The 19,455-nt window shown below is 50.9% G+C and carries 20 protein-coding genes; 6 read left to right on the top strand and 14 right to left on the bottom strand.

All coding sequences use genetic code 11. The annotated features are described in order from the left end of the window. The 11 genes from GMA8713_RS10060 to gspC form a co-directional block, all read right to left on the bottom strand. The gene (locus GMA8713_RS10060) at nucleotides 1–486 is read right to left on the bottom strand and encodes a type II secretion system protein M (protein WP_062708762.1); all 486 of its coding nucleotides are present in this window, start codon (nucleotides 484–486) and stop codon (nucleotides 1–3) included. Continuing rightward, nucleotides 483–1,688, bottom strand: coding sequence for a type II secretion system protein GspL (gene gspL / locus GMA8713_RS10055; protein ID WP_198159484.1), 1,206 nt, complete (start codon nucleotides 1,686–1,688; stop codon nucleotides 483–485). Before gspL ends, GMA8713_RS10060 begins: the two co-directional genes overlap by 4 nt. Next, on the bottom strand, nucleotides 1,660–2,670 hold the full coding sequence (gene gspK / locus GMA8713_RS10050) for a type II secretion system minor pseudopilin GspK (RefSeq protein WP_062708759.1): 1,011 nt from the start codon (nucleotides 2,668–2,670) through the stop codon (nucleotides 1,660–1,662). The genes gspL and gspK overlap by 29 nt, the downstream gene beginning before the upstream one ends. Beyond that, nucleotides 2,670–3,311: a type II secretion system minor pseudopilin GspJ gene (gene gspJ / locus GMA8713_RS10045; protein ID WP_062708755.1), complete on the bottom strand. Its 642-nt coding sequence runs from the start codon at nucleotides 3,309–3,311 to the stop codon at nucleotides 2,670–2,672. Before gspJ ends, gspK begins: the two co-directional genes overlap by 1 nt. Further along, nucleotides 3,295–3,657, bottom strand: coding sequence for a type II secretion system minor pseudopilin GspI (gspI, locus tag GMA8713_RS10040; protein ID WP_084387695.1), 363 nt, complete (start codon nucleotides 3,655–3,657; stop codon nucleotides 3,295–3,297). Before gspI ends, gspJ begins: the two co-directional genes overlap by 17 nt. Further along, complete coding sequence (gspH, locus tag GMA8713_RS10035; RefSeq protein ID WP_084387694.1) at nucleotides 3,657–4,211, bottom strand: type II secretion system minor pseudopilin GspH; 555 nt, start codon at nucleotides 4,209–4,211, stop codon at nucleotides 3,657–3,659. Before gspH ends, gspI begins: the two co-directional genes overlap by 1 nt. Before the next feature lie 2 nt (nucleotides 4,212–4,213). Then, complete coding sequence (gene gspG, locus GMA8713_RS10030; protein WP_062708753.1) at nucleotides 4,214–4,651, bottom strand: type II secretion system major pseudopilin GspG; 438 nt, start codon at nucleotides 4,649–4,651, stop codon at nucleotides 4,214–4,216. Nucleotides 4,652–4,695: 44 nt separating this feature from the next. Continuing rightward, nucleotides 4,696–5,916, bottom strand: a complete 1,221-nt coding sequence (gene gspF / locus GMA8713_RS10025) for a type II secretion system inner membrane protein GspF (protein WP_062708749.1) — start codon at nucleotides 5,914–5,916, stop codon at nucleotides 4,696–4,698. After that, entirely contained in the window at nucleotides 5,916–7,388 is a 1,473-nt protein-coding gene (gene gspE / locus GMA8713_RS10020; protein WP_062708799.1) for a type II secretion system ATPase GspE, read from the bottom strand. The genes gspF and gspE overlap by 1 nt, the downstream gene beginning before the upstream one ends. Before the next feature lie 67 nt (nucleotides 7,389–7,455). After that, nucleotides 7,456–9,474: a type II secretion system secretin GspD gene (gspD, locus tag GMA8713_RS10015; protein ID WP_062708746.1), complete on the bottom strand. Its 2,019-nt coding sequence runs from the start codon at nucleotides 9,472–9,474 to the stop codon at nucleotides 7,456–7,458. 23 nt (nucleotides 9,475–9,497) lie between these two features. Continuing rightward, a complete protein-coding gene (gene gspC, locus GMA8713_RS10010; protein ID WP_062708743.1) occupies nucleotides 9,498–10,412 on the bottom strand; it encodes a type II secretion system protein GspC in 915 nt (304 codons plus the stop codon). A 275-nt stretch (nucleotides 10,413–10,687) separates the two neighbouring features. Between gspC and hslR the strand changes: the two genes are divergently transcribed. From hslR to GMA8713_RS09990, 4 genes are all read left to right on the top strand, one after another. Continuing rightward, a complete protein-coding gene (gene hslR, locus GMA8713_RS10005) occupies nucleotides 10,688–11,098 on the top strand; it encodes a ribosome-associated heat shock protein Hsp15 (protein WP_062708740.1) in 411 nt (136 codons plus the stop codon). An 18-nt stretch (nucleotides 11,099–11,116) separates the two neighbouring features. Next, a complete protein-coding gene (hslO, locus tag GMA8713_RS10000; RefSeq protein ID WP_062708737.1) occupies nucleotides 11,117–11,992 on the top strand; it encodes an Hsp33 family molecular chaperone HslO in 876 nt (291 codons plus the stop codon). 310 nt (nucleotides 11,993–12,302) lie between these two features. Further along, the gene (gene pckA, locus GMA8713_RS09995; protein WP_062708734.1) at nucleotides 12,303–13,934 is read left to right on the top strand and encodes a phosphoenolpyruvate carboxykinase (ATP); all 1,632 of its coding nucleotides are present in this window, start codon (nucleotides 12,303–12,305) and stop codon (nucleotides 13,932–13,934) included. Between the two features lie 208 nt (nucleotides 13,935–14,142). Beyond that, nucleotides 14,143–16,032, top strand: a complete 1,890-nt coding sequence (locus GMA8713_RS09990) for an AsmA family protein (protein ID WP_062708730.1) — start codon at nucleotides 14,143–14,145, stop codon at nucleotides 16,030–16,032. Between the two features lie 30 nt (nucleotides 16,033–16,062). On the opposite strand, the gene GMA8713_RS09985 is transcribed toward GMA8713_RS09990, so the two are convergent. Genes GMA8713_RS09985 through GMA8713_RS09975 form a run of 3 tightly spaced genes read right to left on the bottom strand, consistent with a single transcriptional unit; the run spans nucleotide 16,063 to nucleotide 18,390 of the window. Beyond that, nucleotides 16,063–17,007 carry a bifunctional GNAT family N-acetyltransferase/hotdog fold thioesterase gene (locus tag GMA8713_RS09985; RefSeq protein ID WP_062708727.1) on the bottom strand — a complete coding sequence of 315 codons (945 nt, stop codon included), beginning with the start codon at nucleotides 17,005–17,007 and terminating at the stop codon, nucleotides 16,063–16,065. 33 nt (nucleotides 17,008–17,040) lie between these two features. Then, nucleotides 17,041–17,475, bottom strand: a complete 435-nt coding sequence (gene dtd, locus GMA8713_RS09980; protein ID WP_062708724.1) for a D-aminoacyl-tRNA deacylase — start codon at nucleotides 17,473–17,475, stop codon at nucleotides 17,041–17,043. Nucleotides 17,476–17,496: 21 nt separating this feature from the next. Next, complete coding sequence (locus GMA8713_RS09975) at nucleotides 17,497–18,390, bottom strand: virulence factor BrkB family protein (protein ID WP_062708721.1); 894 nt, start codon at nucleotides 18,388–18,390, stop codon at nucleotides 17,497–17,499. A gap of 42 nt (nucleotides 18,391–18,432) precedes the next feature. On the opposite strand from GMA8713_RS09975, the gene GMA8713_RS09970 reads away from it, so the two are divergent. Next, complete coding sequence (locus tag GMA8713_RS09970) at nucleotides 18,433–19,068, top strand: DUF2959 domain-containing protein (RefSeq protein WP_062708717.1); 636 nt, start codon at nucleotides 18,433–18,435, stop codon at nucleotides 19,066–19,068. Nucleotides 19,069–19,205: 137 nt separating this feature from the next. Further along, nucleotides 19,206–19,454 (top strand): GlsB/YeaQ/YmgE family stress response membrane protein, encoded by a 249-nt coding sequence (locus GMA8713_RS09965; protein ID WP_062708715.1) that lies wholly within the window; start codon nucleotides 19,206–19,208, stop codon nucleotides 19,452–19,454. Nucleotide 19,455: the final 1 nt, after the last annotated feature.

Here is a 19,455-nt window from a genome sequence, read left to right as displayed (position 1 = left end):
TTACCCTCTTCCCAACTGCAGTCGTTTTACTTCAACAACACCCTGGGTGTCGGTTTTACCAACATCAATAAACTTCACTTCCACACCGTGGTTAGTGGAGAGAAAATCGAGCCAGCTAATGAGTGAATTGAACGGCATCGGTTTCAACCACACTTGAATCTCTTCCCGTTGCGGCTGCAAACGGACAATTTCCAGGTTGTAGCGTTTCACCGTAGTGGTCACAGACTGATTAAGTGGTAACGCACTCACCTGACTGCGATTTCCGGTTGCACGGCGAAGACCGTCAATCTCAGCGGCTTTGCCGTTTACCCAAGTCAACAGATTACGCTCACTGACCAGCCGCTGCTGCGCCTGCTCTGCGCGCACTTTAAGTGGACTTACGACACCCCAGTACATGATACCCAGAACTAATACTGCACTTGCCACACTGAGCAAGCGCTGTTCGCGACGGGATAGCCCTTGCCAATAGGCGATCAGTGCTTTCATGATGGTTCCTTACGCAATACAAAGGCGCCAGTGACGGTTTGCTGGTCGCGGCTTAATTGCCCCAGCTCCGTGTTGTATCTGCTCGACAAGGCTTTACGCAATTTTTCGAAATCCCCAAAATCTTTTCCACGCGCATTGAGGCGAAGCTCCCCTCTATCCTGATCGAACCGCATTGCATCGAGCTGAATGCCAGGTGCGGATTCCAGAAGCGGACCTAATTCCGCCATCCATACCATCACACCAGACTGGGTCCCTGCACCAGAGAGTCTATTCACCTCACCTTCTAAGATACGACGCATGTAGCTTGTGGTTGGGATACGCTGGTTTTGTGGCAACAACGCACGCACTTTGGCTTCACTTTGCTCGCGATATTGCGCCGCCTGTGATTCCATCTGGTAAATATCTGCAACCTCCTTGCCACCCAACACTGCCAACAATACCGCAGCCGCGATCGCCGCGCCGCGCCAAGGTTTGAGGTGTTTATAGATTTGGTTTTGTGGTTTGTAGCGTCCGACAAGCAGATTATAACGGCTCTGCATTGCCTGTTGTGCGAGCAATAGCATCACTAGCTCACAAGGCTCTGCTTTCCATTTGTCGCCCATGTCTTCCGGCACATCAGAATAGCTGTAAACGGTTTTAATGCCGCCTTTTTCTTGTGCACTGTCCAGGCTTTGTAACCAAACAGGCAACCAACCTTCTTCCGCTGAACTACCCTCAGTTTCTCCGGTACGCAATAGCCAGCGATGATTGAGGTTCGCCGCACTATAGCCATCGTCATGCAGCGGTAGACAGAGGCAATCCGGCACCAGTTTACGGACGTGCAAGTTGGCCTCCGACAAGTCGTCCAGCCAACGTAGCAGCACTTTGTGCTCAATGACCGCTACGTTAGCGAGCTCACCGCTTTTACCCAGTAGAGTGATATGAACCTGATCAACATCCTGTGCCAAATCATCTTCTAAAAGGAAAGGTAAAACCGTGTCGAGCTGGCGCTCACTGCCCGCGGGGATAGTCGCCGTAGTCAGCGTCATCGCAGCACTGTCAGCCAATGCCACCACGTCCCGGTCAGCCGCATAATCTGTCAGCTGTGACAAGCTTTCGGCTTCGCCAGAAGCAATCACTTCCTGCTGGGCTGGCGACCAGACCAGCCAGGGGATCGACTCCTGTGGATCGCTGTTAAGCCTGATTGTCAGGATCTCGCTCACTCTTTCCTCCAAAGCGACGACGGATAACGTTAACCTCGCCGTTGTCATCCCTCTGCAGCAAAGAACGCAGTCTGAGCGTTACGCTACCGAGGGTAATTTCTGTGTCTAATTCAAAGTAGCGGCTTCGCACATCCAGATATGGCTGCAGGCGCTCCCTTTCTTCCTGTTCAATATCGGCCAGCAACGGCTCAGCCATAAAACTGGCCACATCTGGCCAGCCATCAACGGCGTTTCTTCCGTTTATCAGTTCTTTTGCCTGCTCCTCAGAGAGGCTCGGGTGAAAGATGGCACTCAGAATAGGAGCATCTTCCTCTGTCAACGTATTCACATTCACCACAAGCTTGTCGCTCGGAATTGCGCAAAGCAGCGGGCTGACTTTATCAAACACTTCTTGCGTCACACCATTGATGGCGCGCCACTCGGAAATATCCGCAATAAAATTGTTTGGCGCCACATGCGGCTGTGGACGCGCTTCGTATTCACTGTCTTCCACACCGAGGGGAGATTGAACATTGGTATCAGTATCAATAAATTCCCAGGTCGCTGCGGCAGCCGTTTCCGCCTCAAAGCTGTCGATACCCTGCGATTCAATCAACTGCTGTAATGACACAACTAGTTTCGGGTTAGTGCCGTTTTCCGTCGGTTTGACACTGCGAAACCCATTCACGTTAAAGCACGCCTGCTGATCATGGACATTACCTGTCGCTTGACCACCATCGAGCGGATAGACCTGATCTCGCACAGCCCATGGTTGGCTCAGCGTCACTGTGTCTTCGCTATCGAAGCTTTGCTCGATACCGTAGCGCGCCAGTGACTCAACAGACTGCGTGAACCAGTAAGCCTGCTGGTAACGAACCTGACTTTCCGCACGGTTGAAATTCACAAACATGCGGCCAGACATGCTTACCGCGACCGTGGTCATCAGTGCCATAATCAGCAACACCACCAAAAGCGCAACGCCACGCTGCGATTGACCGCGCATCACGGCGTATTCTCCGTAGGTGGGGAGATGGTCTGCCCCGGTAGCAAATACACTCGGGTTAGTTCACCATAACGTTCCGTCTCCATCACCACCCGAATCGCTTTAGGCATTTCTAGCGGTGTGTCCCAATTTTTTTTCCAACCGTCACTTCCCTTGACTTCAAAGTGAATACCTGTGACCCCTTCCATCAGCGGCATAGAGGCTGGTTCTGTCGCTGAGCTGTCATCCGGGTACATCCAGCGAATACGTTCCAAGGTATCACCCTGAGTGCGGTAACCCACTTTTACCACTTCCCCACGGGGAAAAAGCTGTTGAGGATTGATCCAACCACCGCGGACAAAGCGGATACCCTGGGATTCGGAGTCTAATAAATCATCGCCAAATTCCAACAAGGTTTCTTTGGCTTCATCACCACCATTTCGGTACTGACGAGCAAGCATCTGGCGAAAATCGCTGTCCATTATCAGAAGCGTCCGTTGCAGGCTTTTCAGCGCATTGCCCACTTCTTCTGTCTGTATATTGCTGTTGATGACATTACGGAAAATCTGGTTCGCTGCCACACTCAGGGTGGCGAAAATCATCAAAGCTAACAGCACTTCAATCAGGGTAAATCCCCTTACTTTTTTAGTTCGCTGGTACATAGGTTCTTACCGTCACCAGAGAGCTTTGTCTCCGCTCATCACGCCACACAATCACATCGACCGCGCGCAACAAGTTGTCTGAAGTCGCAATGGGTTTGACTGTCCAGAACCACTCACGCCCCGCCATTTCTGACTTACCATTTTTTGCAGAGGAAATCGGTTTGTCTTCCAGCACAAACAGCGCCAATTGATTATCCGCCACCATGGACGCGAAAGTTTTCTCTTCCAGTGCACCTAGCGAATTTACATGCTGACCAGTCGCATTAAGCACCGCCATGGCCGCCACAGCAAATACTGCCATGGCTACCAAGACTTCAATCAGGGTAAAGCCGCGATGCTTTATCACTATTTACCCTCATTCACGTTCTTTACTTCAAATGTTGCTACGTCATTGCCTTTTATCTGCCACAGGCGCTTGTCATCCGCCACGATAGTCAGGGTAAAAGGAATGATCTCACCGTTCCCCATAAGCACCACTTGCGGCTGAGGCGGTTTGCTTTCCTCATCGGCAAACATCTCGTCATCAAACAGGCTTTCTCTATCGAATAAGCGGTCTTCTTCCGCCACAAAGCCACTGACTTCCAAATCAAGCTCCAACCCTTCAGGTAGAGTAACCGACGTGACTTTTCTATCCTGTTCCATCGGCACCCAGTCTTCACGAGTCAGGCGGAGCAGCTGATAGCCGTCTTTGTCCACATTGAGTCCAAGAGTTTGCCCGGTCAGCAAGGACTGTTCAGTCCAAAGCTGAATAAGCTGGAAGAAACGCTGTGCTTCTTCTTTGGCATCATCATTTTTGTTCTGTGGAAGGTTGGGCACCACGATCACAGCGCTTATCGCTAATAACACCATCACTAGCAGTATTTCCAGCAATGTAAACCCGGTCGGGCGCCCTCTTCTCACGATTAATTAATGTCCAGCATGTTCCAGTTGCCGATATCCTGATTCACGCCGTCACCGCCTTCTTGACCATCTGCACCCAAGGTAAAAATATCCACGGTGCCGTGCTCTCCTGGATTCAGGTACTGGTATTCATTACCCCAAGGGTCTTGTGGGAGACGCTTGATATAACCACCTTCACGGTAGTTGCGTGGCTCTGGCGACGAGCTTGGCTTTTTCACCAGTGCGTCCAGACCTTGATCGGTCGTTGGGTACACGCTGTTATCGAGACGGTACATGTCCAGCGCACCTTCCAGCGCACTGATATCCGTCACCGCTTTTTGCTGATCGGCTTTGTCTTTATTCCCCAGCAGGTTTGGAACAACCAAACTTGCCAGTACACCCAAAATAACGATAACAACCATAATTTCCAGCAGGGTGAAGCCCTGTTGACGACGTTGCATTTTCTATCTCTCCTGAAAGAACGCTGCTTGGCAGCGAGTTGGGGTTATACGCCCACAATATTGTTGAGCTGAATAATTGGCATTAAGGTTGCCACGACAATAAACAACACGATTCCGGCCATCGCAATGATGAGCGCCGGACCAAAAATACCCAGCGCGATATTGACCTGGGACTCGAAATCTCTATCCTGGTTGTCCGCAGCACGGGTCAGCATCTGTTCGAGCTCACCACTTCGTTCACCACTGGCAATCATATGCAGCATCATGGGTGGAAAAAGTTTCGATTTTTCCAGTGATACCCTAAGGCTCGCCCCTTCCCGGACACGATCTGACGCTTCCAATACTTTGCTCTTTACCCAGGTGTTGGTCATCACATCTGCCGCGACCTTCATGCCATCCAGCAAAGGAATGGCACTTGAAGTACAAATCGACAGTGTGCGGGCAAAGCGCGAGGTATTGAGCCCCCGGGCAACCCGCCCAACCACCGGCATATTTAATACACTTCTGTCCCAGCTGAGTCGTCGGCTCTCGTTTCGTAGCAGCGCCCGTGTAAGCACAAACAGCGCCACGATGGCACCCAATACCAACAGTCCCCAGTTGGTCACGAAATCACTCGCCGCTAACAATACCTTGGTGATGTTTGGCAGTTCGGCGCCAGTTTGCAGGAACTGGCCAACAATGTCAGGTACCACGGTCGCAAGCAAAAAGGCCACAATACCAATAGCGGCAACAGTCAGTACCATGGGGTATACCATGGCCTGAATCAGTTTGTTCTTCACTTGCTGGCGGTTTTCCACGTAATCGGCAAGGCGTTCCAACACAGGGCCGAGGTGACCGGATTTCTCACCGGCAGCAACCATGGCGCGAAACAGTTGGTCAAACACATGAGGGTAATCACCAAAACTGTCAGAAAGTGTATAGCCTTCAACGACACGCGCACGCACACCGGTGAGCATGTTCTTCAAACGCTGCTTTTCAGATTGCTCGGCAACGGCCTTGATACACTCTTCCAATGGCATACCCGCCTGAACGAGCGTCGCAAGCTGACGAGTCAGTAATGCCAGTTCATTGGTACTGATCCCGCGTTTGAAGCCGACAGAAGCAGATTGCTTTTGCTGCTCTTTTTCATGCGTTTGCGCCACTTCCATCGGCACCAACGACTTCTCACGCAGCATCTGGCGCGCCTGACGCGCCGTGTCTGCTTCAATAACGCCTTTAACGGTGCGGCCTTTGGCATTTAACGCTTTGTATTCAAACGCTGCCATTAGCCCTCCCGCGTCACACGCAGGACTTCTTCCAGCGTGGTCTGGCCCTTGCGAACTTTCATCAGGCCATCAGCACGGATACTCGGCGTAGACTCACGAACGTAACGTTCAATCGCCTGCTCACCCGCTTCGTTATGGATGAGCTCCTGAACCTGGGTATCAACGACCAGAAGCTCGTGGATACCGGTACGGCCGCGATAGCCTTTATGATTACACTTCTGACAGCCTTTAGCTTTGTAAAGGGTCAGTGATTCACTATCCGGCAATTCAAACCAAGCTTTGCTCTGGGCATCTGCTTCATAGGGTTCTTTACAATCCGGGCATAAGGTACGGACCAGTCGTTGTGCCAGCACGCCAAGCAGCGAGGAAGACACAAGGAAAGGCTCGATGCCCATGTCACGCAGACGGGTCACTGCACCCACAGCGGTGTTGGTGTGAAGGGTCGACATCACAAGGTGACCCGTCAGCGACGCCTGCACCGCGATTTGCGCGGTTTCAAGGTCACGGATCTCACCGACCATCACCACATCCGGGTCCTGACGCAAGATGGCGCGAAGACCGCGGGCGAAGGTCATATCAACCTTGGTGTTCACCTGTGTCTGGCCGATACCATTGATATCAAATTCGATAGGGTCTTCGACCGTCAGAATGTTTCGCTCCGCGCTGTTGAGCTCGGTCAGACCTGCATACAGCGTGGTCGATTTACCCGAGCCTGTCGGACCGGTCACCAGCAAAATGCCGTGCGGGCGTTTGATAAGATGTTGGAAGTTGTCGTGAACCGCCGGGGTCATGCCCAAGCTTTCCAGATCAAGCTGGGTAGCGTTTTTATCGAGAAGACGCAGCACTACGCGCTCGCCGTGAGATGAAGGCATGGTCGATACACGCACATCCACCGCACGTCCACCGATACGCAGTGAAATACGGCCATCCTGTGGCACGCGCTTCTCCGCAATATCGAGTCGTGCCATGACCTTGATACGTGATACCAAAAGCGGTGCCAGTTTACGGCTAGGGCTCAATACCTCACGAAGCACACCGTCCACACGGAAGCGGATAGACAGGCTCTTCTCGAAAGTTTCGATGTGGATATCAGAAGCCGTTTCTTTGATTGCCTCGCCGAGCATGGCGTTGATGAGTTTGATGATTGGTGCATCATCTTCCGATTCCAGCAAATCCTCGCTCTGTGGCAGCTCTTCGGCCAGCGCAAAGAAATCGTCACTGTCAGCGCCGATGTCTTCCATTAATTGCTGGGCTTCGGAAGAATCACGCTGGTAAAGCTGGGTCAGCTTAGGTTCGAAATCTTCTGAGCGCAGCTGAATTGGTGTGAAAGCATGGCCCAATACCCGGCGTACTTCATTAAGCACCGCAGGCTTTGGCTGGTCACGGTAGTACAGCAGGAAACCGTTTCCTGTTCGCTCCACCACCACGCCATGGCGCTTGGCAAAGCCAAATGGCAGTCGTGTGGCTACCATTGGTACATCAAGGTCCTGAGCCAGTTCTGCTTCGACTTCCGTATCCTGGGACAGCAATTCCATGGCATTACCTCAGCTCAGCCATAATGGCACGCACTTCTGCAGGCATGGTCAAATCAGCGCCAAATTCCGGCAATACTGGCGTTGTTACGCCCGGCATCAACTTCACTTCTTCCTGCGCTCGGTAGATCTGCTCGGCGCGGATGTAGTTGTATTTGCGCTGTGTGATGCCATCGGCGGTCAAACCGGTACGGATGATCGTCGGTTTGATAAACAGCATCAGGTTTCGCTTGGTTTTGCCTGACGAGGTAGATTTGAACAAGTGACCGAGGATAGGAATATCACCCAGCAATGGAACCTTCTGTTCACTCTCGTTGGTTTGCTCATCAATCAGGCCACTCAACACAATCATCTGCTGGTCCGCAGCCAGCACTGAGGTGTTGATTTGACGCTTACCAAAGCGAATATCGACGGCGCCACTGGCACCTAAGACGTTCGAGATTTCCTGTTCGATGTTGAGCTGTACGGAATCACCTTCGTTGATTTGCGGGGTGATCTTCAGCTTCACGCCCACGTCTTTACGCTCAACGGTCTGGAATGGATTGTCGTTGTTGGAACCCGTTGCAGAGCCCGTTACAACCGGCACTTCCTCACCCACAATGAACGAGGCTTCTTCGTTATCCAATACCATCAGGCTTGGCGAGGAGAGAATATTGGAATCACTGTTGGTCGACACGGCAGTGACCAGAGCGGTCCAGTCACCAAAGACTACACCGGCTGCAAGACCACTCACACCGCCCAGCACTTCTGCAATCGCGGTTGGGTCGCCAGACTCAGTAATTGGCACCTGAACCAGGTTGTTATTGTTGTCAAAGCGCGATTCTGTGGTTGTGGTGTCTTTCGCTTCTTCCTGCGCAGCCAGGTAGTTAGTGATGGGTACGCCGGTGTTACCAAACTGGATACCACCACCGTCCAGTGAGCCCCACTGAACACCGAGGTTTGCGCCATCGCTTTCTGACATCTCGACGATCATCGCCTCAATCAGTACCTGGGCACGGCGAATATCCAGCTGTGAAATCACGCCTTCCAGCGCACGCATAATGTCTGGCGGCGCAGTAATGACCAATGAGTTTGTGCCTTTGTGCGCCGAGATCTTCACGTCCCCGCCGACACCGGTAGCGCTTTTCTGGCCACCTTGCTTCTCTGCAATCAGGTTTTCTGATACGCCCTGAAGTACATCGACCACTTCTTCAGCTTTGGCATAACGAAGGTAAATCACACGGTTGTTGCCAACGGTTGCCATTTCGCGGTCAAGTTGGCTGATAAGGCGGCGAATACGGTCACGCACCTGTGGCTCGCCAGAGATCAGCACGGAGTTGGTGCGCTCATCCGCGACAAAACTTGGTTGAAGAAGTTCTGGGGTGCTTTTGCCGTCACCTTGTTTGTTCAGGCTTTCCACGATGCGCACCATTTCTGATGCCGAAGCATGCTTAAGGTTAACCACTTCCACTTCTTTGTTACCGGCCTGATCGACACGTTCAATGATGTCTGCCAGGCGGTTTACCACCGCCGCTCGGCCTGTGATCATGATGACATTTGCTGGGTCATAGTGAACCACGTTACCTGCACCAGCGTTATCAATCAGCTGACGAAGCAAAGGAGACAACTCACGCACAGAGACGTTTTTCACTGAGACTACTCGGGTGACAACGGCGTCGCCCTGAATATTGTCATTGTCGCCCACGACCGGAATTGCCGATTGCTTGGCATCTTTGTCACGCACCACTTTCAGCACGCCGTTTTCCATTTCCACCACTGCAAAGCCGTAGACCGACAGCACGTTGAGGAAAAACTGGTAGTACTGATCTTCATTCAACACGTCGTAGCTGCGCACGTTCACTTTGCCGCGCACCGCTGGGTCAACAATGATGGTCTTTTCGAGGTTGCGTCCAACAATCTCGATAAATTCCTGGATATCTGTTCCCTTGAAACTGGCACTGAATTCGGCAGCCCAAGCTCCCATGCTTTGCATGGCAAGCACACCTGCAACTAACCAGGATGTTTTACGTTTTTTCCACGTATTCACTTCGTTCTCCGTTTCCAGTCCAGTTACAGACCGATATAAATTTCGTGCAATTGACCGTCACGCTGGACGGTAAGGCTGATTTCAGAGGCATCAGACAAGCTTTGCCAGATACGGTTCATTTCTGCTGGGTTGGTCAAGTCAGCACCATTGATACCCACAGCGATATCACCGGATTGAAGACCCGCCTGTTCGAACAGTCGGCTGTCTCCACCTGGCCCAAGGCGATAACCCACCAGCCCTTCTTCGTTTCTCTCTTGAGACAGTGTGATGTATTTCAGCAATGCTTGCGGATTATTCATGATTTCTGCTTTCACATTGCTCAGGTCAGCTTCACCCGTGTTCTTTGGAATATTCGGTTTGCTTTGCGCTCGAGTTGGCGCTGGGGAAGAGCTGGACTGGTTGTAATCGACCCCCGCTAGCATCAGCGCTTCATCACGCCCATTGTTTCGCAAAATAACGCGATCGGTTTGCACCTGACGAAGAATAACCCGCGTCCCCTCTATCGCTTCACCAATGCCGTAGGTTTTTTGCGAGCCACGGTTGGCTATCACAGCTAAACCGCGATCAGGTTCAGAACTAGCGACCAAGCCCACCAAGGTCAGATTCAGGCGGGTACGAGGAGCCTCGACGACAGGTTCAGGTTTTTTCTCGACGGGAGCGGCTTTGGCGCTATATCGGCCAAAGAAGTGACGGTTGACCAATTGGTCAAGCTGATAGGCGGGTCCCTGTGCACTGACACTTGCCACCGCAGCCGGTGTATCAGAAACATCTTCCGGTGCAGCGTTTGGTACCCAAACCCACACCAATCTTCCCAGCGTCCAAGCCAGTATCAACACCAGTAAACGCGTCACCCACTTCGCAAGAGAAGCGGGAAACGCCTTTCCAAGTTGCGGTTGAGCCCAAACGAGCGAGCGCTTTATCCCAAAATTCGCAGACATGCTTTTCCTGTTACAAACATCGGCATTTCATTGCCATTCAGTCAATTGCCGCATTTGGTACCTGACGGCACCTTAATATAAGAATATGAAATCGACTGTTCAATTTACCTGTTTTCTTTTCCATTGCCGATAAGTGAGAGCCCTTTTTTGTCTGAATGATTCCATTGCGGCTTGAAAGTTAGACGAATGAACACCATATAAGAGCTCTAATTGTGATGCTGATCGTATTCAGCAAACGTGATAAGTTTAGCCCCCCGAACGTAAAGGAGTGTCTAGTGGGCTCGAAACACAACGATTTTGACCAAGATTTGCAGGTGCGGCTGGATAAATGGCTTTGGGCGGCGCGTTTTTATAAAACCCGTACCATAGCGAGAAATATGATCGATGGTGGCAAGGTTCACTACAACGGTCAGCGCTCAAAGCCGAGCAAACTGGTAGAAATTGGTGCCGAGATCAAACTGAGACAGGGTTTTGATGAGAAAATCATCATCGTTGAACAACTGAGCGAACGTCGCCGTGGTGCACCCGAAGCTCAAGCCCTTTACCGAGAAACTGATGAAAGTCTGTCGCGTAGAGAACAACGAAGCCTTGAACGTCAGATGAATGCACACAATCCAAGTCCAGATCGTCGTCCTGACAAAAAGCAGCGACGCGATATTATCAAATTTAGACACAGTAACGATTAACGCCGGAGAAGTTATCCCATGGCACAAGACAGTCTGCACCGTTACTTGTTCGATGGCGTCTCTGTACGCGGCGAACTGGTTCAACTTTCTGATTCATTCCAACAGCTGACGGGCAGCAAAAGCTATCCGGCTCCAGTCAAAGATCTGCTTGGCGAGTTGATGGTCGCAACCAGCCTGCTGACAGCAACACTGAAGTTTGAAGGCAGTATCACGGTACAAATCCAGGGTGATGGACCGGTATCTCTCATTGTTATCAACGGCAACCATAATCAAGTACTGCGCGGCACTGCGCGCTGGAACGGTGAACTGCCGGAAACCGCAACGCTGCCAGATCTGATGGGCAAAGGCCACATCGTGATCACCATCGAACCGGAGCAAGGCGAGCGTTACCAGGGTATTGTTGGTCTGGAAGGCGACACGCTACAGGAATGTCTGGAAGATTACTTCGCACGTTCAGAGCAATTAAAGACACGTCTGTGGCTGCGTACTGGTGAAATAGAAGGCAAATCGAAAGCAGCTGGTATGCTGCTGCAAGTCTTGCCAGACGGCATCGGCAATGAAGGCGATTTCGATCATCTAGCGAAGTTGACTGAAACGGTCAAAGACGAAGAACTTTTCAATCTAGAAGCAGAAGAAGTGTTATACCGTCTTTACCATCAGGAAAATGTGAAAGTCTACAAACCGAAAATTGTGACATTCAAGTGTTCATGCTCGCGCGAGCGCAGCGCTTCAGCCATTGCTGCAATTGAACGTCAGGAAGTTGAAAAAATGGTCGCTGAGACCGGAAATATCAAACTTCACTGCGACTACTGTGGCGCTGACTACGAATTTGATTCCGTTGATATTTCAGCAATTTTCAACCAAAACGGTCCCTCTTCAGAAACCGTGCATTAATAATTTTCTCAAAAAATTAATGGTCAAAAACCCCACGAAAACCGGCTTTTTCGCCGGTTTTTTCACCTATCACTTCTCTTTTCCAAAAAAAATACGCCGCATTCTAATTGCTTAATTTTGTACAAATAATAACCACTTCCGTATGGCACATGCGCGCAACATGACGGTAATATTATAGGTGCAGACTGGTTAAGACCATTACAAACTCTTAATTTGTTTGTAGTTATTTTTTGAGTTAACTCTCTGAATTGGCTAATTCAGGTTGCTAGCATGGACGACAGTTACACTACATCTTACCCAAGGAGCACCTATGACTGTCATGAACGTCGAAAAAAAGGTTGCAAATAATATCGATTTGTCAAAACACGGCTTATACGATGTTAAAGAGATTGTTCGTAACCCTACATACGAACAACTTTTCGTCGAGGAAACCAAGCCGGAGCTGGAAGGATTTGAGAGAGGCACTGTGACTGAGCTGGGCGCAGTGGCTGTTGACACCGGGATTTTTACCGGTCGTTCTCCCAAAGACAAATACATTGTGCGCGACAATACTACCCAAGACACCATGTGGTGGTCAGATCAAGGGACCAACGATAATAAACCGATCGACCAACACGTCTGGGAAGACCTCAAAGCCCTCGTTACCCGCCAACTGTCAGGCAAACGCGTGTTTGTGATTGATGGTTACTGTGGCGCTAACCCTGATACCCGACTGAGCATCCGCGTGATCACCGAAGTGGCCTGGCAGGCACACTTTGTGAAAAATATGTTTATCCGCCCAACAGAAGAAGAGCTGGAAAACTTTGGACCTGATTTCGTGGTCATGAACGGCGCGAAGTGCGTCAACGAGAAGTGGCAGGAGCATGGTCTGAACTCCGAAAACTTCACTGTCTTTAACCTGACTGAGCGCATGCAGCTCATCGGCGGTACCTGGTACGGCGGTGAGATGAAGAAAGGAATGTTCGCCATGATGAACTACTTCCTGCCGCTCCAAGACATTGCGTCCATGCACTGTTCTGCCAACATGAACAAAGATGGTGAAGTGGCGGTTTTCTTTGGTCTGTCAGGTACAGGCAAAACCACACTGTCTACCGATCCGAAACGCGCACTGATCGGCGATGATGAGCATGGATGGGATGATAACGGCGTTTTCAACTTTGAAGGCGGCTGTTACGCGAAAACCATCAAGCTGTCTAAAGAGGCCGAGCCAGATATTTACAACGCGATTCGCCGCGATGCACTGCTGGAAAATGTCACCGTTCGCAACGACGGCTCCATTGATTTCGACGATGGTTCTAAAACAGAGAATACCCGTGTTTCTTACCCGCTTTACCACATTGAAAACATTGTGAAGCCGATATCGAAAGGCGGTCATGCTAACAAAGTAATCTTCCTTTCTGCGGATGCGTTCGGTGTACTTCCTCCGGTATCCAAGTTGACACCGGAGCAAACCAAATACCACTTCCTGTCTGGCTTCACTGCCAAGCTGGCTGGCACTGAGCGAGGTATCACTGAGCCAACCCCAACTTTCTCTGCTTGTTTCGGTAATGCGTTTCTGACGCTGCATCCAACCAAGTACGCGGAAGTGCTGGTGAAGCGTATGGAAGCAGCAGGTGCAGAAGCCTATCTGGTCAATACTGGCTGGAACGGTTCTGGTAAGCGTATTTCAATTAAAGATACCCGTGCGATCATCGACGCGATCCTTGACGGCTCGATTGAAAAAGCAGAAACCAAAGTGGTGCCAATCTTCAATCTCGAAGTGCCTGTGAAACTGCACGATGTTAACCCTGACATTCTGGATCCACGTGATACTTACGTTGACCCTCTGCAATGGGAAAGCAAAGCACAGGATCTGGCAAAACGCTTTATCGATAACTTTGCGAAATACACTGACACGCCAGAAGGCGAGGCAATGGTCAAAGCAGGGCCTCAGCTCAGCTAAACAACAAGTACCAAGATTCAAAGCCCCCCCCAACTTCGGGGGCTTTTTGTTTTGTGGTTTGCAGCACAATCTCTAAATTCCTTCACTGCCTTGGTGTTGAAACGGATTACTGCTTGAATAACGTCAATTTTTACGCCAACCTCAAAAGAATCGCAGCGTAACACGCTGCACCTTACGCGTCGGATAACTGAAGAGAGTAGATCGCCAAATGCGTGTCCTTGCCAAGCTGTTTGCCTCGCTTGTCATCATTACTTTTGTCGTATTGGGTGCGCTTCTCATCGTGCTCAACACTAATTACGGCCTGCCTTTGGTGCAGAAAGCTGTCAGCACGCTTACTCCCTATTCCCTGCGCGCAAACTCTCTGGACTACAACTTCCTAGCTCCTCTTTCTCTCTCATTGAATGAGCCTGAACTGATTGAGTTGGAAACCGAGAACACAATTTATCAAGCAGGGTACGTTTCAGTAGCACTGTCACTGTGGGATTCACTTGATGGTTCACTTTCCTTGCAAAGCGCGGTGGTTCGTAGAGCCAAAATCAATCTGGCCGACAAAGCAGCTTTACCGGCTTCGCTTTTAATCAAACACCTAGCACTGGATGATGTCGCCTACCAAAGTAACACGTTTGCTTTCGATCATGCCGATATTCAGGTCTCCAACTGGCGCAACACGCACGATAAATGGGGAAGCTGGCAGGGCCAGTTCCAGTTGTCTGCACCTTCGCTCTCGATCGATGGCCAGACGCTTTCCAACCTTCTGCTCGACAGTGAAGTGATCGATGGAACGTGGGAAATTTGGGGGCTGTCGTTTAACAGTGAGTTTGGCAATATTACAGGCAGCGCGACAGTTGAAGACCGGAAAGTAATGCTCCACCAACTCACGCTGAGTGATGCCCGAATTGAACCTTCGCGTAACCTCTCCAATCTCACAGCGATGTGGGGCTCGTTAAGTGAAGACTACGACATTGCCATCAAACGCCTCGATCTGCTGGATGTCAGTGCGTCGGTGGATGATTTCACACTGGAACACCTCAATCTTTCAGCACAGTCGGTTAACCTACTCAACGGCGAACTTGCATGGGCAGCCAACGATGCGTCATCACTGCTCTCTTTCAATGCCAATCTGATCAACTTCGACAAATGGCTACTGACTGATGTCCTTGCAGAAATGTCGCTCTCCCCATCGCGCATTGAGGTTGGCGCCTTTTCTTCCAAGATTGATGGCGAGGGCTACATTTCGTTTGCCGGGGATATGACGCCTGCCTCGTTATCATTGCGGTCACTGGTACTTAATGGTCTGAGTCTGGAGCTGGAAAGCGGACTTTCTAAGACGCTATCCGCGCAGTGGGAACGTTTCGACAATATCCGCGTTGGCAGTCTGTCCATCAGACACACCAATGTCACTGTACCGAATCCTGAATTCCCGTTGCAAGTGATTGGATTGAATCTGAAGGGCAAAGACTTGCTGTTGAGGCAGGCAAGCCATAATGGCATGTGGCGAGGACAACTGACTTGCAGCGCAAAAGCAGCCAGCATCAATCGTATTCCGGTTTCCTCACCTTATGCAGCGATGAGCGTCGAGGACGGCTTATGGCAACTTGATCCACTCAGCCTGACCTTCCAGCAAGGTCAGCTGGCAGCCAAGGCCAGTGTCGACTTCAGTAGTCCTAGCCGTCAGTGGCACTTTGAGGGTACAGGCCTCAGCCTGCCGACGTCTTTGTATTCACGGTGGCTAGGTTTAAACCTGCCGCTTGAAGGCGAACACGATCTCACTGTGCGTATTTCCGCACTGGGGGGCGACACAGATAGCTTGGCTTACAGTCTGACCGGCGACCTTAAAGCCACGCCGCACCGCACCGTGATGCAAGTTAACGACGGAGAATCTTTCGGGCAGTCACTGATGATGCTGTTTTCGAAGAAACTCGAGGGTGCTGAGCACGTTGATTTTCCTGTCAATGTGGGTGAGGTGGTTATCGCCGCAGATCGTGGCCGGATAGGACTGGCACCGACCAGCCTGGAGCAGGGAGGAACACTTTCCACGCTATCCGGTCAATGGGATTTAGTCTCAGGTGAGGGCAACCTCTCCCACACAAACCAATAAGAACAGCTTAGGGTCTGTTGCCCCTTCGGCTCAGCCAAACAGCAAAGTCTGGCTCTCAATGGTATCTGCGGCCTGATCCTGTTCGGGTACCAGCATATAAGTGCCTGAGAACGTCCCTGCTACATCATCCCCGCTGTAGAAAGTCACTTCTAGTTTCACTCTGGCTTTACGACCATTTTCGAGACGATCAAGGTCACCACTTAGCCCATCAAGAGACACGACAGCGCGCGGTCGCTCCAGAATTGGCTGTCGGTAACGAATGTGACTGTCTGCCAGTACGATACTCGCAGAGAGCTGACGCTCTTTCATCAACAACCACACCATGCCCCAGCCAGCCAGCGTCGCCATACTGAAAACACTGCCTGCAAACATAGAGTCATGGGGATTGAGGTTGGCGTTTAACAGCGCGCAAATTTCAAAGCGGTAGCCAGTAAATTGGCTGATACGGATACCCATTTTATCGCTGATCGGAATTTGCTGCTGCCAGCGCTGCTGGAGCTCATGACACCACTCAGGGCGGCGCACCACGTCAGACATCATATCCAGCGTTTTCAGCATCTGCTGGTGACGCACAGGGCCACGCTCTTCGCTCAGCTCCCCTTGGTTCACAAAGCCGTTTTGACTGTAGAAGCCAATGGCGTCCTCTCGGGCATTACAGACCAACCGCTTCGCGCCCTCCTGACGAGCTAGCGATTCCAGCGTCATGAGAATAAGTGCACCTAAGCCCCGCTGACGGTATTGGGGAGCCACGGCCATGTAGCGTATTTGGCCATCGTTATCCGGCGTAAGATAAAGGCGGCCGATAGCAATAGGCTCGCCTTTGGCATCAACAATCACGCGGTGGTGTGAGCCAACATCATAGGCGTCGCGCTCAGAGCCTTCCGGCAGACGCCAGGGTTCACGAAGCATCTTCCAGCGAAAATGAAAATACGCCTTAAGTTCATCATCCTTGGTAGGGGTGATTAACCGAAACATCCTGTTTCTCTCCTCGTGAGCCCAATTGGGTTGTTAAACCTGCAGCCAGAAAGTCACTGGCCCATCATTCACCAGGCTGACTTTCATGTCTGCTGCAAACACACCATTTTCTGTTTTGACACCACTTTCGCGGCAATATTGCGAAAATAACTGATAAAGACGATCGGCTTCCGCCGGAGGCGCACCATTAAAGCTGGGACGCATCCCTTTGTTGGTTTCGGCTGCCAGTGTGAACTGGGAAACCACCAGCACATCACCACCTGCCTGCTGCACGTTAAGGTTCATCTTGCCGTTTTCATCTTCGAAAACGCGATAGCCCAACACCTTCTCATGCAGGCGATGCGCTTTCTTCTCATCATCGCCTTTTTCAACACCCAGCAGCACCAACAGCCCTTTGCCAATCGCACCGACGGTCTCGCCGTCAACCACGACACTGGCTTCGCTGACTCGCTGGATAAGCGCAATCATAACAGCTCCTTTCTTATCATCTTAATTGTCAGTAAGTTGTCCTGGTTCCGTTTCAAGTGAAATACTCCACATTTCTCGCTCGCCGAGCGATGCGGTAATTTCTGCGCCAATCAACACAATACACCAGCTGAGATAGACCCAAACAAACAGCAAAGGTACCACAGCCAACGCGCCATATATCAGCTCATAGGAAGGGAAGTTTGTGGCATAGAAGGCAAAGCCTTTCTTGCTGAATTCAAACAGCATAGCTGCCGATATCGCCCCGGCAAAGGCATGCACGAGACGCACTCTGCAATTGGGCACCAAGGTATAAAGCCCAAGGAAGGCCAATGCGGTAAAGAAGAAAGGCAACCATTTCAACAAAGTCGGCGCCCATACATCTGCCCCGTCCAGGTCCAGCAAGTTCAGCGAACCAAGGTAGGAGCTGACACCCAGGCTACTACCCACCAGCACAGGGCCAAGTGTCAGCACCATCCAGTAGATAGAAAAAGACACCACAGGCGCGCGCTTATGTTTTATTCGCCAAATGTAGTTCAGACTCTTATCGATAGCAGAGATCAACATCAATGCCACCACAAACAGAAAGGCCACACCGACAGCGGTCATCTTACCTGCGTTTGCGACAAACTCATTAAGGTATTGCTCAAGAGCGTCACCGGAGGCAGGCACAAAGTTATGTAGAACAAAAGTGCGAATCTGATCACCCGCTTCAGCAAACCCCGGGATCAAAGATAGCGCTGACAATACCACAGTGATCAGTGGTACCAGCGACAGCAAAGTGACATATGCCATGTAACCGGCAGTCACTGTCAGGCGGTCATGAAGAACACGACGGATGAGATGCCTTGCGAAGGCGAACAGAATTTGCCCTGCCTTGGGCAATGAATGCTTGAGTCGTTCCAATGCTTCAACCATAGTCTTTATTTAGAAAATTAATCATACACGAAGGAGTGTACCGTGCGCCTCATCTCCACCCTGCTTTTGTTTTTTACGCTGGCTGGCTGTCAGTCAGCCTATTACGCCACCATGGAAAAGGTCGGTGTACATAAGCGTGACATCATGGTCGATCGCGTTGAGGCTGCTTCCGATGCTCAGCAGGAAGCCAGCGAGCAGTTTACCAGTGCGCTTGATGCGCTCACCACTCTGACCAACTTCGACGGCGGAGAGTTACAAACAATGTACGACACCATCAACGAGCAGTACGAAGACAGCGAAGCGGCCGTGGACAATGTACATGAGCGCATCGCAGCCGTTGAAGATGTGTCTGGCGCCCTGTTCGATGAATGGCGCGAGGAGCTTTCCCTCTATTCCAGTGCAACACTGCGCCGCGACAGTGAACGTAAACTCAAGGCAACCGAGCGCAGTTACAGGCAAATGTTATCTGCGATGAAAAAAGCAGAAAGCAAAATGGGGCCTGTTCTCGACACACTACGCGATAACACTCTGTATCTAAAACACAACCTCAACGCTGCCGCCATTGGTGCTTTGAAGGGTGAATTTGCTGGTTTGGAAAAAGAAATTAACTATGCAATCAAGGATATGCAAACAGCCATCACAGAGTCAGAGCGCTTCCTAGCAACCCTCCAGAACTAAGAGAAATATCCCAACCGTCTCAGTTATTTTCTCGGAGTTGAAACAGACGATGTGAGACAAACTACCGTAAGGTGTGCCCAGGCAATTTACTGCCTGCATTCAACGGTATTACCGTTTCTCAACTTGGAGGAGAAAATATGAGCATTATTTCTTGGATCATTCTTGGCTTACTCGCAGGTGTTCTCGCGAAGTGGATCATGCCAGGAAAAGACGGTGGCGGTTTCATTATCACAACCCTTCTGGGTATTGCTGGTGCTGTGGTTGGTGGCTGGGTCAGCACACTGCTGGGCATTGGTACCACAACAGGTCTTAGCATTGGCGGCATCGTGATGGCAACAGTAGGCGCACTTATTCTGCTGTTTGTTTACAACAAGTTCGTCAAATAAC

This window comes from Grimontia marina (assembly GCF_900060185.1).
In the GTDB taxonomy this organism is placed as follows: domain Bacteria; phylum Pseudomonadota; class Gammaproteobacteria; order Enterobacterales; family Vibrionaceae; genus Enterovibrio; species Enterovibrio marinus.
This window is presented reverse-complemented; position numbering and strand designations above follow the sequence as displayed.